Origin of the sequence: Ornithinimicrobium pulveris, assembly GCF_050261105.1 — a bacterium.
Taxonomy (GTDB): Bacteria; Actinomycetota; Actinomycetes; order Actinomycetales; family Dermatophilaceae; genus Ornithinicoccus.
Window position 1 is genome coordinate 26,124 of sequence record NZ_CP189837.1, and the last position, 13,877, is coordinate 40,000.

The following is a 13,877-nucleotide window of genomic DNA, read 5'->3' on the forward strand; positions in this document are numbered from 1 at the left end:
ATCGAAACTACACGATAGAGTAGCTGGAACAGACACGTAGTTTCGGAGCCTGTGAGGTCCATGTCGCGACAACAACTGACGATTATCGTCACCTGCACGGACAGGAAGTCGGCGACCCCTTCCGACGAACTGATGGTCCGCCATCTCCCCAACGGGGAGGTGCCGCTGCGCGCCCGGGTATGGCGCCACGCCCTCGCACGAGCGACGGATCGTCGGCCACTCATCGACCTCTACAGCGGCGAGACCTGGACCCAGGTGCGCACCTTGGCGAGCAAGGTCACGGCCCTCGGCTACGACCCGACGATGTTCGTGGCTTCGGCAGGGCTCGGACTTCAGTCCGCCTTGACCTCGGCTCCCTCCTACTCCGCGACCTTCAGCACTGGCCAGGCTGACTCCGTCGGCGCGTCTCTCCCAGCGGCCCAAGAGTGGTGGAACGAACTCCCCCACGCCGAGATCTCCCCTGGGGGGCGAGCTATCTGGGTCCTGTCAGAGGCCTACTCACGCGTGGTCAGCCAGCATCTGCTCGACGTAACCGCGCCGAATGAACTGCTGGTGTTCGGGGGATCGAGCGAAGTCAGCGAGACAGTGCGAGTCCCTGCCGACCGATCGTTGCGGCATGCGCTCGGAGGCACCGTGACGAGCCTCAACGTGCGCTCCGCGGTGCAGTGGCTCAATCTGTCGGGCGGCGACGATCTCTTCGCAGGGGCGGCGTGGCAGAGGTGGCGCGCCTGGGCGCGAGAAAAACGGCATCACGAGGTCTTCGATCGCAGGCCGTTGTCGGACTCCGCGGTAGTTGAGTTCATCAGCGAACTCCGCGACCGTCAGCCCAGCATCTCCAAGACGAACGCGCTCACGCTTCTTCGCGAGGCAGGTATGGCCTGTGAGCAACGACGGTTCTCAACTCTCTTTCAGCAGGTGATGGCTCGATGACGGATCCGCAGTGGCTGACACGACGCGCACTGAAGGTTCTCCAAAGCGAGGACACGCCCCTCTACCTCTTCACCCTGGCGGCGGAGGAGGTCGACCTGGTCGCGGACGTCGCCCGGATCGGTCGCGACGAGGCCGGCAAGCTCATCGGATACCAGCGTCCGGAGAAGCAGAAGCATGTCAGGCAGATCCAGGACTACCTGGACTCGGAGCACCCCATCTTCCCCAACGGGCTCATCCTGGCGCTGCCAGCAGAGGTCAAGTTCAAGTCCAGTCGTGGCCCGACCACAACCGATGGCCTGGCCGTCGCCGGTACGCTTGAGATCCCGATCGCTCCCGACGGTGATGGCCCCCGCCCTGCATGGATCGTCGATGGGCAACAACGAAGTCTGGCCCTCTCGCGTACGAAGAACCGTCGGCTTCCGGTGCCGGTAGCAGGGTTCGTCGCACCCACTCTCGAGATTCAGCGCGAGCAGTTCTTGCGAGTCAACACCGTTCAGCCTTTGCCAACGGGGCTAGTCACGGAACTCCTTCCTGAGATCTCTCGAGTCCCGTCTGCACGGATGGCAACCAGGCAGTTGCCCTCCGCTCTTGTCGACTTGCTCAACCATGACCCGGAGTCCCCCTTCCACGGCATTATCCGCCGCGCCTCCACTCCGGCAGACGACAAGAAGGTCACGGTCGTCACCGATAACAGCCTCGTCGAGGCCATCCGCGAGTCTGTCGAGTCCCCTTCCGGAGTCCTGTTCCCCTATCGGAACATCGCGAGCGGGACCACCGACACCGAAGGCATCCGTCGAGTCCTACTCGCCTACTGGGGCGCTGTTCACGACACCTTCCCCGAAGCATGGGGAGCTGCCCCGACGGCGAGCCGCTTGATGCACGGGGTCGGAATCCGAGCCATGGGCAGGCTCATGGATCGAGTGATGACGCACGTTCGGGACGACGACCCACGAGCGCGGGAGCGCGCCGCTGCCGAGTTGGCACTCATCGCTCCTAAGTGCCGCTGGACCGCTGGCACGTGGGAAGAACTCGGAGTGGCGTGGAACGACCTGCAGAACACGCCACGGCACATCAGCGCTCTGTCGAACTACCTCGTCCGGAACTACCTCGCTGAGCGGACGGGGCGCAAGTGAAGTTCTACTTTCCCGACAGCCAAGACCTCGTTAGCCCTGCCTACGACTTCACCCGCGACGAGTACCCACCACACCGCGTGCGCCAACGGGACGACAGGTACGCGCACGAGGTTCTGTCACGGGCCCCTTACCACGGAATCCTCGTTAGCAAGTCGATCGTGGACGGATCGATCAAGGGTGCCGGCAAGTACTCCAGCGCGCAGCGGGCTCGGCTCTACCGGATGGGCGTCCATCGGTTCTTCCGGCTCCCCCCCGGTGTCGAGACGTTGGGCGACAACGGCGCGTTCAACTACATCGACGAACCTGCCCCGCCCGTCACAGTCAGCGAGACCCTTGACTTCTACGAGGAGTGCGGCTTCGACGCCGGCGTGAGCACCGACCACGTCATCTTCGGTTACGAGCCCGATGCCAGTCCCAAGACGGCGGATCCCGAGTGGGTCGAGCGTCGAAAGCTCACCCTTCGACTGGCTGAGGACTTCATCTCGCTGACGACTGACCGGCGCAGCCACCTCGAGCCGGTCGGCGCCGCACAAGGATGGAGCCCCAAAAGCTACGCCGACAGTGTCCGCGCCCTCCAAGACATGGGGTACAAGCGCATCGCACTGGGCGGCATGGTGCCTCTCAAGACCGATCAGATCCTGGCCTGCCTGGCCGAGATCTCGACTGTTCTTGCGCCAGGAACAGAACTACACCTGCTCGGAATCACGCGCATCGACGCCATGGACCAGTTCGCTGAATTAGGCGTCACCAGCTTCGACAGCACCTCGGCCTTCAGGCAGGCCTTCATGGACGACCGGAAAAACTACCACACCAACGACAGGGCCTACGTCGCGATCCGGGTACCTCAGGTCGACGGCAACCCGACATTGAAACGAGCAATCCTGTCTGGCGTCGTCAGCCAGAAGAATGCGCTGTCAGCCGAGCGCGAGGCGTTGCGTGCCCTGCGTTCCTTCGACGGAGGGGACTCTAGCTATCGAGCGTGCCTCGACGCGCTCGGCGAATACGAGGTGGTTTGCCAGACCAAGAAGTCATACCTCGACGTCTACGCCGAGACACTCGCCGCCGCTCCATGGCGCGAGTGCACATGCACCATCTGCCGCCAGCACGGGATAGAGATCGTCATCTTCCGTGGCACGGAACGCAACAAGCGCCGCGGATTCCACAACCTATCGGTGCTGCAGGAGCGGATGTCGAGACTTGTCCACCGATCCCCTGGGGCGGCTACGCCGAGCCCCGAGGCGGGGACCTAGGCTTTCGCCCATGGCCGACCGCTACGACATCCGACTCCCGGCACTCAAGATCCGCCAGGGCGAGCAGGCCATCTACGCCTTCGGGGTCGACGGCAAGCGCATCCACGAGTTCACGACGGTGAGCCGCGTCCACCGCGACGACACTCAACTTCAGGGCTACCAGCGCCCGGAGGTCCTCAGCCACATCCGCGCGATCCGCAGGTACCTCGAGTCGGACGGAGCGATGCTGCCCAACGCCGTCGTACTGGCGTTTGACCAGAGGGTCACGTTCGAACCGTCGGCCAGCCGACAGGACCTTGACTACGTCACGCCAGGCGAACTCGTGATCCCCGTTGACGTGTCTCTGCCCGACGACCAGAAGCCCGCGTGGTTGGTCGACGGACAGCAGCGCAGCGCGGCAATCCGTGACGCGGACCTACCGGAGTTCGCAGTGGCCGCCGTCGGTTTCATCGCACACGGCGAAGCGGAGCAACGCTCGCAGTTCATCCTCGTCAACAACACGAAGCCACTGCCCAAGGGCCTTGTCCACGAACTGCTGCCCGACACCGAGGGGCACCTCCCCACGGCGTACGCAAAGAAGCAACTTCCGGCGCGAGTGCTCGCGGCTCTGAACTTCGGTAGCCGGACTGACGGCCAGCCGTTCGCGACTCGTATCGCCACGCCCACGATGGCGAACGGCTACATCAAGGACAACAGCGTCCTGAAGATGATCGAGAACAGCCTCTACGACGGCGCGCTGTACCAGTACCGTGACCCGATCGACGGCACTGGCGACGTCGACCAGATGCTGCTCCACCTCAACTACTTCTGGACGGTGGTAGCCGTAACCTTCCCGGAGGCTTGGAACCTGCCCCCGACGAAGTCGCGATTGACGCACGGCGCCGGCATCCAAGCCATGGGCTACGTGATGGACCAGTTAACCGATGGCGTGCCCGCGGCCGAACTTCCGGGTCTCAACCTGGAGAAGAAGATCCAAGGCCTCTGGGCACACTGCGCATGGACGTCAGGAACTTGGGACTTCGGTCCCGAGCAGGCGCGCCGCTGGAACGGGATCCAGAACACACCAAATGACGTCCGGCTCCTGACAAGCCACCTGCTTCGCGTCCTGCGCTGACGTCTCGACTAACCCCGGTCTTTCATGAGGTCGGGCTGGTTGGCTCGGCGCGAGCGTGATGGTCATCGCCTTTCGGATTCGGCGCGTGGACGTGGGGTAGCGCCGGCTGGCGCTGCCGGGCTGCGGTTCTCCGGGTTCCTGGTCGTGAGCGGACGGGGTGGTCAGGCGGGTCGGGGGATGGCGGCGATGTTCGCGAAGACGGCGACGATCGCTGCCGCCCAGGGCCAGGACTTCGGGATCCGCAGCCGTCGGCGGCGGGCGGCGTGGGTGAGCCGGGCGGGGACGTGCAGGAACCGGTAGCGCAGCGCCTTGGGCTCGCAGGCGGCCAGGGTCGTGGCCTCACCGGTCAGGGCCAGCAGGCGGGTCCAGGCGATGAGGTCGGCGGCGATGCCGGTGAGCAGCAGCCAGGTCTGGTTGATGCCGAACTCTCGTGAAGGGAAGCGTCCCAGGCCGGAGTCCTTGGCGTGCCGGATGCGGTCCTCGACGCGGGCGTGGGCGCGGTGGCGGGCCTCGAGGAGGGCCAGCTGCCCGGTGGTGGTGTTGGTGACGAACGCCTGGTAGCGCCACCCGTCTGCCTCCTCGAACAGGGACAGCTGGGCACCGGGGTGGGGCCGTTCACGGCGGACGATGACCCGCATCCCTGCGGGCCACGTCGCGAGCAGGTCCGCGTCGATGAGGCCAGTCAGCTCGGCGACGTGTCCGCCTTCGCGCACGCCACCGTCGGCGTCCACCGCCGGGGTCCAGGTCTGCTTGGGGACCAGGACGATCGCGTCGCGGACCTGCTCGGTGAGCGCGAACCCGACGGAGTACTCCACCCGGCGGCCGCGGACCTTGCCCTGGGCGGTGAGCCAGTTCAGCAGGTCGTGCGAGGCCCCGGCCCCGTCGGAGCGGATCAGCAGGTCCTTGTGGTGGGTGCCGGGGACCTGGGCGATCGCCGCAGCGAGGACCTCGATGTGGTCGGCGGCGGTGTTCGACCCGGCCCGGCCGGTGCGCAGCTTCGCAGCCAGGAACTCGCTCGTGTTGTCGCACCAGACACCGAGGGGGTGGAACCCGAAGGTCCGCTTGAAGGTCGGCGCCGCCTGTTCCTTCTCGCTGTGCGCGAGCACGATGGTGGCATCGACATCGAGCACGACCGTGGCGCCGAGGTCGGTCCCGGCGACCTTGCTGGCCGGCAACCCACCGGGGATCAGGGACCACACGCGGCGCCGGACCCTGGCCCTCGCGGCGGCGATCTTCCTGGCCCGGGCCGGTGTGACCTCGGCAAGAGCACGCCAGACCGTCGGTGGCGAGGCGACCGGCCCGAGCACCCCGTCCTGGTGGCGCAGCACGTCGATGTCGGCGATCGCCTCCCCGCCGTCGGCGAGCATCACCGCCACGTCGCTCAGCATCTGCCCGCGGTCGTGGACAGGGACGAACGACCGGCGGGCCATCGCCCCGGACAGCTCCCGTGTCAGGCCGGTGCGCTCGGCCAGCAGGCGCAGCCCCACACTGCCCGCGTGGGCCACCACGCCGACACCATCAGCAGAGACGGACAACCCCGACGACCACAACGTACGCTTCACTTACCGAGTGCTTCCTGCTGGGCGGACCTGGGACCTTAGACAAGTCCAAGTCTTCCCTGATAAGGGAGCACTTCGGTGCTTCTACACGCCGATCACACCACCACCCCGTGAACGATCCGTGGGGTTGACCCCGTCTGGTGGACATCGGTTAAGCGGCTTCTTGAGCCGCGGTGATGGTCCGGTGCTCGGACGTTACCGGAGGGATCTGGCCGAGGGCACTGTGGCGCCGGCGGCGGTTGTAGACGGTCTCGATCCAGGAGCTGACGGCGTGGATCGCCTCGGTCCTGGTGGCGAACTCGTGTCGGTCGTAGAACTCGGTCTTCAGGGTCGACCAGAAGCTCTCGATCTGGGCGTTGTCCCAGCACACGCCGGTGCGTCCGACCGAGAGCAGCACGCCCAGCTCTTCGGCGGCGTCGGCCAGCTGGGTCGAGGTGAACTGGCAGCCCCGATCGGCGTGCAGGATCACGCCCGCGGTCTCACCGTCGCGGAAGGTCACGGCTCGGCGTAGTGCGCTCTCCACGATGTCGGTGTGCAGGGAGTCGGAGAAGGCATAGCCGATGACGCGGCGTGAGCAGCCATCCCGCACGGCGCACAGGTACAGCCAGCCCTGGCCGGTGACCAGGTAGGTGATGTCGGAGGTCCAGACGACGTTGAGGGCGCCTCGGTCGAAGACTCGTCCCACCCGATCCGGGATGGTGTGCGGCACCTGGTCCGGCAGCGTGGTTACCGGCCGCCACGGCCGGGGGCTGATGCCCTGCAGGCCGTCGGTGCGCATGAGCTTGGCGACCGTCTTGCGAGAGACGACCTCGCCGTTCTCACGCAGGTCCGCGGTGATCCGCGGGGCGCCGTTCACACCATCGCTGTCGGTGTGGAACTGCCTGATCTTGACCAGCAGGTCCTCGTTGCGCTGCTCCCGGGGCGAAGGGCCGGCAGCCTGTCGGTCGACCCACTTGTAGTACCCGACCGGGACACACCCAGCAGGTCACACATCCGCACGATCTCGTGGTCGGCCTTCTCCGCGTGGATCAACTCGAACGCCCGCTCTGGCTGCTCGAGGCGTTCTCCGTCACGAAGAAGGGCTTGATATGTAGGTGATCTCCGCGTGGCTTCCAAGTCTTGCCAGGGTGCGGGCGGACGATGGCCTCAGCCTTATCGGGAGGGAGGCCGGGATGGCTCCGGGAGCCTCGTTCATGCCGTGCTTGATCGATGCCCGAGGCCCGGCTCCCTCGCTGGGCGAACCGCTGGTGGATGAGTACCTGCGGTTTACCGCGGCGCGGGTCAGACCGAACACGCTGACCGCGCAGGCGTACGACCTGAAGGTCTTCTTCACCGTGGTGCCCAAGCCTCCGGTCCAGGTCACCACCAGCGACGTGCTCGCCTTCATCGAGGCGCAACGGACACCGCGGCGGGGCGCCAACGTGGTACGGCTGGCTGATGGCGAGGTCGGGTTGGCGGCCTCGACGATCAGGCGGCGCCTGGCGACGGTGACCTCGCTGTTCGACTACCTGCTCGCCCGCGGCATCGTCGATCGGCAGGTCGTCCCACGCAGCATGACGCCCCGGTCACGGTCGTTGCGCGGCTCACCCCTGGTCCGGGCGCCCAGGCGGCTGCCACGGATCCTCGAGCCGGTCGAGGCGGTCGCCCTGTTCGCGGCGCTGAGGACCGAGCGGGACCGGGCGATGGTCACGCTCATGCTGCATGCCGGGCTGCGGCGCTGCGAGGTGCTGGGCCTGCGGTTCGTCGACGTCCAGCCCGGCGACGGCCGCGTGTTCGTCGCCGAAGGCAAGGGCGGCCACCAACGCATCGTGCCGGTCGTGCCGGCCTTCTTCACCCACCTGGCCGCCTACCTGGCCCAGGAACGACCCACCGGGACCGACGCCGAGTCGGTGTTCGTCGTGCTCAAGGGCCCCACCCGCGGGCGCCGGCTGACGGCGGCGGGGTTGGACGAGGTGCTCGCCGGGGCCCGGCGTCGGGCGGGACTGTCCCACGCCTCCTGCCACGAGCTGCGGCACACCTGTTTCACCCGGCTGCGGGAAGCCGGGATGTCGCTGGAGGCGATCCAGGCCCAGGCCGGCCACGCGAACCTGGACACCACCCGGATCTACCTGCACCTGTCCAACGACTGGCTCGCTACGGAGTACCAGCAGGCCATGGCCGTCCTGGACCGACTCTACGAGGAAGGACCGACACCGTGAGCACAATCACCCGTGCGACCACGCCGGGCGTCGAGCAGCTCGACGCTTTCGTCGCCGACTACATCTTGGCGGGCGCGACCGAGGCTGCGCGCAAGTGCCGACGCCTCGGCGTGATCGGCTTCCGACGAGCCTTCGGCGACCTGGACGGATGGAACCACGCCCCCGGCGCGGCGCGGCGTCAGGTGCGCACCGACCGAGGTGGCCTCGTTCGCCGCGCACGCCGCGGTCGCGACCGGCCTGCAGGTCGACCCGGCGTTCGTGGTCACCAGCTGCTGCCGGTGGGGCAGCTACGTGCGGCAGGCCTATCCGGCGCAGCATGCGCTCTTCATGAGCCAGGCTGCCGACCTCGGCTTCTGCACCAAGGAGATCGGGCGGATGTGGACCCACCTGTCGCGCATCGCCGTCATCGCCGGGACCTCTCCGGCGGCGCTGACACCCGAGCAGTACACCGCCGCCCGGACCACCTTCTTCGAACACACGGTCGCCCGGCACGGCGGGAACGTGCCGCACAGGTCGTTATCCACGCCGCTGTTCGGCCTGGACGCCGTGATGTTCCACCGCGGCCAGGCACCCGCACCGGACAAGCGTCGCCGCTGGCTGCACACCCGAGCAGCGCAGATCGACTGGAAGCACATCAGCGCCGGCACCCCCGTCCTGGCATCCACGATGCGCCGCTACCTGGACCAGTGCGCGCTGTCGCTGCGCCCGTCCTCGGTGGCGCTGTTCGACACCACGCTGCGCCAGTTCGCCGGGTACCTGCTCACCCACCACCCCGGCGTCACCGCCGCCGCGCACGTCGACCGCGAGCACATCGAGGGCTACAAGACCTGGCTGGCCCAGCGGCCCGGGTACCGCGGCAAGCCGGGGCTGTCCAAGCCCACCCTGGGCATGCGGATGGGCCACCTACGCTCCTTCTTCACCCGCATCATCGAGTGGGACTACGACGACGCCCCCGCCCGCGTCCCGGTCTACGCCACCGACCGACCCCGCCTGGACCGGCCCCTGCCCAAGTTCCTCGACGACGCCCAGGCCGCCGCGTTCATGAACGCCGCCCGCGACCTGCCCGACCCCCTGGACCGCCTCATCGTCCAGGTCCTGGCCCGCACCGGGATGCGCCGCGGCGAGCTCCTCGGCCTGACCATCGACGCCGTCGTGCAGATCGGCACCGGCTACTGGCTGCGCACCCCCCGGTCGGCAAGCTCCACACAGACCGGTACATCCCGCTCCATCCGCACGTCAAAGACCTCATCGACGACTGGCTGGCACACCGCGCCTCCTGGCAGTCCTCCGACCTGCTCCTGCTCGACCGCGGCCGACCGATCCCCGCCACCCGCGTCGACAAAGCCGTCCACAAGACCGCCGCCGCGGCCGGCCTCGGACACGTCCACCCCCACCAGCTGCGGCACACGCTGGCCACCCAGGCCATCAACCGAGGCATGTCCCTGGAAGCCATCGCCGCCCTCCTCGGCCACCACGACCTGTCGATGACGATGGTCTACGCCCGCATCGGCGACCGCACCGTGGCCGACCAGTACTTCAAGGTCACCCAGAAGATCGAGTCCCTCTACGCCGCCACCCAACCCGCGAGCACGCCGGTGACCCTCCCGGCCGAGGCCGCCGGCCCAGCGATGCGCGCCGTCCACGCGGAAGCCAGCAAACGCCTGCTCGGCAACGGCTACTGCGCACGACCGATCGAGCTCGACTGCCGCTACGAGACGATTTGCGAGTCCTGCACGATGTTCTTCACCACGATTGAGCACCGACCCACCATCCAGGCGCAACGCGACGACGCCACCGCCAAGGGCCAGACCCGACGCGCCGAGGTCTACGACGCCCTCCTCCAGCGCCTCGAGGACACCCCCGCTTGACACCGATCACCCGCATAAGCCGCTGCTTTTTTCAGGAACTCCCGGTCCATGCGCAGCTGGGCGTTCTCGGCCCGTAACCGCTCCAGCTCGGCCCGCTCGTCGATGTCCAGCGCACCCGGCGGGTCGTCCATGCGGGCCCGCTCGGCTGCGACCCACCGCCCCAGCAGCGCCTGACCGACGCCGATCTCGCCAGCGACCTCCACGATCGTGCGACCGGTATCGATCACCAGATGAGCAGCGTCACGACGGTACGCCGGGGTGTAACTCTTCCTCTTGGCACCCATGAGGGCATCCTCTCCTGCCAGGCTCACCTGGCCGGTCAGGATGTCCACCCAACGGGGTCAACCTCATCCGGGCTAAGCTCTGCCGGGTGAGGGTCAAGAGGGGACCGGCATGACGACTGGGGTGGCGTGTCCCCTGTGCGGATCGCCAATGACGATTCAGTTCGCTTCCCGTGGGCGCAACGCTGGGCAGGCATTCTGGGGCTGCTCGCAGTTTCCGCGTTGCCGCGGTTCCCGCGACGCCGATGGCAAGCCGCCGCAGCCGCGTCAGTCGCGGAAAAAGGCCGCCCCGCCGCCAGCCACGCCGTCAGTCGGACGGAGAACCAAGTCCCTGAGCCGCGGGGACCTACTGGTGTCCTCGGAGAACCGTTTAGGCCCAGGCAAGCTCGTCGCTCGCGAAGGCGACAAGCTAGTACTCGAGTACTTCGACGCACCTGGACCGGACCCTTCCAAGCGACACCGCGAAGCGGTGTCACGAGCCAGCCTCTCCCGATTTCCCCTGTCCCCCGAGTTGCGCATCTTCTGGCACGACAAAGACAACCGATGGCGTTCCGGGCGCATCATCGAAGTCAGCGACCACAATGATATCTACGTTCGCGGACACGACTGGGAAGGATTCGTTCCGGAGGAGGGACTCCATGTGCGTTGGAACAAGCCCTTGACCGACCCTGTGGCGTTCGCCGAAGCGGGCATGCTCGAATCGCCAATGCTCGCCGAACTGCGCCTCCCCTACCTGCGCAACATCCTTCAACAGCGTTCGGCGGCTCATGGCATGCGAGCCGTGCTCTCGAGCAGCATAGAACTCCACGCGCACCAGGTCGAGACCGCGTGGCGCGTTTTGCAGGACACGGTCCAGCGCTATCTCCTAGCCGATGAGGTCGGCCTAGGCAAGACCATCGAGGCGGGGATCGTCATCCGCCAGATGCTGCTGGACAATCCCACCCTGCGCGTCCAGTTGATCTTGCCTCCGTTCCTAGTCGACCAGTGGAAGCGAGAGTTGACACAGAAGTTCCGCGTGCAGGACTTCACCCGGGCGCATGTCCGCCTCAGTCGCGATGATGAGCCGTCGGCGTGGGATGCAGCAGATCTGGTCGTTGTCGACGAGGCACACAACCTTGCACGAATGTCAGTTAGCACGGATCCCGACCTCGCCTTCCGCTTCCAGCGGCTTCGTGAGATCGCACTTGCAAGTCCGCGCCTACTGTTGCTCTCCGCGACACCAGCCCTGCACAACGAGGACGCCTTCCTCGCGATGCTCAAACTGCTTGACCCGGCGGTGTATGCCGACACCACAGCGGAGCAACTTCGATCGCGCTTGGAGGCTCGCGCCGACTTGGGCCGCGTCTTTCTCGGGCTACAACCCAGCCTGCCAGGCGTACTTCTGAAGGGCCGCCTGACGGAGATCGAAGCCTCGTTCCCCGACGACGCCGAGGTCTGCAAGCTGGTTGCGCGCGCCCGCGAGTCGGTGGCCACACAAGACAAGGGCGAGACGGCATCCCTGATCCAAGCGCTGCGTACGCACGTTGCCGAGGTGTACCGCGTACACAGACGGATGCTTCGGACCCGGCGTACGACAGCGTTGCAGGGCACCTATCGGGTGACCGGTCGTCGCGCGCCCAAGCCACTTCTGCTGGAGTCCACCCTGCGCGACCACGTTACAGAGGCTCTCGACCGATGGCGGGAACAGGCTCTTGCGTCGGCAGAAGGCAACCCGGCAGCGATGACCCTAGCCGGACGCGCCTTCGCCGAGGCCGCAGCAGTGAGCCTTGATCCGAGTGCGCTGCAGAATTGGGCAACAGAGCGCGCCGCCGCGCCGATAGCCGCTGACGAAATCACCGCTCTGAAGCGCATCGTGCAGGACATGGCTTACGTGGACCGACGGACAACGGTCACCCGCCCGTTCGCTGAAGCACTCAGCGAGCGCATGACGTCCAACGAGCGTGCCGTCGTCTTCTGCCCAACAGTTGACATGGCAACCGACCTGGCCGAGGACCTCAAGGATCCCTTCGGCGCCAAGTCGGTCTTCTGCCATGTGACGACCCAACGTGGCGAGGAGAACGAGCGCGCGGTGCGCTCGTTCGAGGCGATCCGCAAGGCCGCGGTTATGGTCGCAGACTCCTCGGCCGAAGAAGGTCGCAACCTCCAGTTCGCGAATGTTCTCGTGCATCTGGGACTTCCGGGATCAGCAAACCGTCTCGAGCAGCGCATCGGCCGTTGTGATCGGTGGTCGCCCGAAGGGTTCGGGGAATGGCGGTCATATGTCGTTTCGGGACACGCGGATGACACCTATTCGGGCGCCTGGGAGCGGATCCTCAGGGACGGTTTCGGGATCTTCGACCACTCGGTCGCCAGCCTCCAGCATGCCGTCGACAACGCGACAGACGAGGCGTGGGTCATCCTCCTTCAAATGGGGCTCGAAGGTGTCGCCTCCGCTGTGACGCGGGTTCAAGAAATGCTCGAAGCGGAGATCCAGCGCGTCCGCGAGCAGGACGCGCTCGACAGCCTAGAGACGAGCATCGACGAGCGCTCCGTGCACGCGCGGATCGCTAGCGTGGAATCCGACGCATCAAAATTCGCCAAGGTGAGCGACGACCTTCTTGCAGCGAATAGCGCCCCGGGCAACCTTAGGTTCGAGAGGAGGGGCAACCCTGCCACCGGATTGGGCGGATACGAGCCGCTCGGCCGTCTGCCGGGGAAGCAAACGCAGATTCCGCTGATCCCGGCATCGCGCCTCGTTCGCGACTTCCTTCCGTTGAAAGGCCACGTCGGAACCTTCGTGCGTGAGGTCGCCCTCTCGTGCGAGGACGTCCACCTCTACCGCTACGGGGACCCGTTCATCGACGCGGTGAGCGACTTCCTCTGGCACGACGATCGTGGCCGAGCCTTCGGCATGTGGCGGTGGATGCCTGAATGGCCGCGTGAGGACACCCCGCTCTACCGGTTCGACTACGCCGTCGAAGGGAACCCCCTCGGGGTTCCCTCCTCTAGCGACCCACGTGGGGAACTCGTGACAGTGAGTGCGGGTATCGACGAACTTGCGCTCACGCGGCGGGCCGATGGGACTTTCCCTCCCATCATCGTCAGCGTTTGGATGACAGCCGACGCGCAGGAGTTGACCTCCCAGTCGCATCTCGACGCACTCGACGCCCCATACGCGAAACCAGGCACAATCCGTGCCGGCGGCGACTACTCGCTAAACCGTGCAAGGATCCAGGAGGCCTACGACCTCATTCCCCCACATCACTGGGGCGAATCTTGGCGATCCGCGGAAAGAGCGGCTCAGCATCTCGTCCGCAATCGCGAGGACGTTCGTTCGGCGGTCGAGCGAGCTACTGCCATCGCCGAACGCGACGCGGCAACGAGGCTCTCGCAGTTGCGACTCCGAGCCATGCGCACTACAGGGTCGGAACTCGTCCGTCTGCAGGAGGAACTCCATCGCGAGGAAGTCATCGCCCGTGCCATGTCCGCCGCCGTGACCGCGCCCTCACTGCGCTTGGACAGCACTGGGATTGTGGTCCTGTCCGGCCGAGCCCTGACGAGTTGA

9 protein-coding genes and 1 pseudogene are annotated in these 13,877 nt (G+C 66.5%); 7 read left to right on the top strand and 3 right to left on the bottom strand.

Going from position 1 to position 13,877, the window contains the following annotated elements; genetic code table 11:
• Nucleotides 1-60 precede the first annotated feature (60 nt).
• From ACQBAT_RS00125 to dbpB (ACQBAT_RS00140), 4 genes are read left to right on the top strand one after another with little or no spacing between them, the layout of a single operon-like run.
• Entirely contained in the window at nt 61-930 is an 870-nt protein-coding gene (locus ACQBAT_RS00125) for a hypothetical protein (protein ID WP_427197719.1), read from the top strand.
• Nucleotides 927-2,063, top strand: a complete 1,137-nt coding sequence (gene dbpB, locus ACQBAT_RS00130) for a DGQHR domain-containing protein DpdB (protein ID WP_420747754.1) — start codon at nt 927-929, stop codon at nt 2,061-2,063. The genes ACQBAT_RS00125 and dbpB (ACQBAT_RS00130) overlap by 4 nt, the downstream gene beginning before the upstream one ends.
• A complete protein-coding gene (gene dpdA, locus ACQBAT_RS00135; RefSeq protein WP_420747753.1) occupies nt 2,060-3,313 on the top strand; it encodes a tRNA-guanine transglycosylase DpdA in 1,254 nt (417 codons plus the stop codon). Before dbpB (ACQBAT_RS00130) ends, dpdA begins: the two co-directional genes overlap by 4 nt.
• 10 nt (nt 3,314-3,323) lie before the next feature.
• Nucleotides 3,324-4,427, top strand: coding sequence for a DGQHR domain-containing protein DpdB (gene dbpB / locus ACQBAT_RS00140; protein WP_420747752.1), 1,104 nt, complete (start codon nt 3,324-3,326; stop codon nt 4,425-4,427).
• Between the two features lie 161 nt (nt 4,428-4,588).
• Here the strand turns inward: dbpB (ACQBAT_RS00140) and ACQBAT_RS00145 are convergent, their stop codons facing one another.
• Entirely contained in the window at nt 4,589-5,989 is a 1,401-nt protein-coding gene (locus tag ACQBAT_RS00145; protein WP_420747751.1) for an IS1380 family transposase, read from the bottom strand.
• 148 nt (nt 5,990-6,137) lie between these two features.
• Nucleotides 6,138-6,893 (bottom strand): annotated as a pseudogene (locus tag ACQBAT_RS00150) (IS3 family transposase); the annotation flags it as partial.
• A 265-nt stretch (nt 6,894-7,158) separates the two neighbouring features.
• Between ACQBAT_RS00150 and ACQBAT_RS00155 the strand changes: the two are divergent.
• Together ACQBAT_RS00155 and ACQBAT_RS00160 are read left to right on the top strand one after the other, a co-directional pair.
• Nucleotides 7,159-8,184, top strand: a complete 1,026-nt coding sequence (locus ACQBAT_RS00155) for a tyrosine-type recombinase/integrase (protein WP_420747605.1) — start codon at nt 7,159-7,161, stop codon at nt 8,182-8,184.
• A 932-nt stretch (nt 8,185-9,116) separates the two neighbouring features.
• Nucleotides 9,117-10,052 carry a tyrosine-type recombinase/integrase gene (locus ACQBAT_RS00160; protein WP_427197720.1) on the top strand — a complete coding sequence of 312 codons (936 nt, stop codon included), beginning with the start codon at nt 9,117-9,119 and terminating at the stop codon, nt 10,050-10,052.
• Here ACQBAT_RS00160 and ACQBAT_RS00165 read toward each other — a convergent pair.
• Nucleotides 10,010-10,336 carry a transposase gene (locus ACQBAT_RS00165; protein WP_420748806.1) on the bottom strand — a complete coding sequence of 109 codons (327 nt, stop codon included), beginning with the start codon at nt 10,334-10,336 and terminating at the stop codon, nt 10,010-10,012. The genes ACQBAT_RS00160 and ACQBAT_RS00165 overlap by 43 nt on opposite strands.
• Nucleotides 10,337-10,685: 349 nt before the next feature.
• On the opposite strand from ACQBAT_RS00165, the gene dpdE reads away from it, so the two are divergent.
• A complete protein-coding gene (dpdE, locus tag ACQBAT_RS00170; protein WP_420748805.1) occupies nt 10,686-13,877 on the top strand; it encodes a protein DpdE in 3,192 nt (1,063 codons plus the stop codon).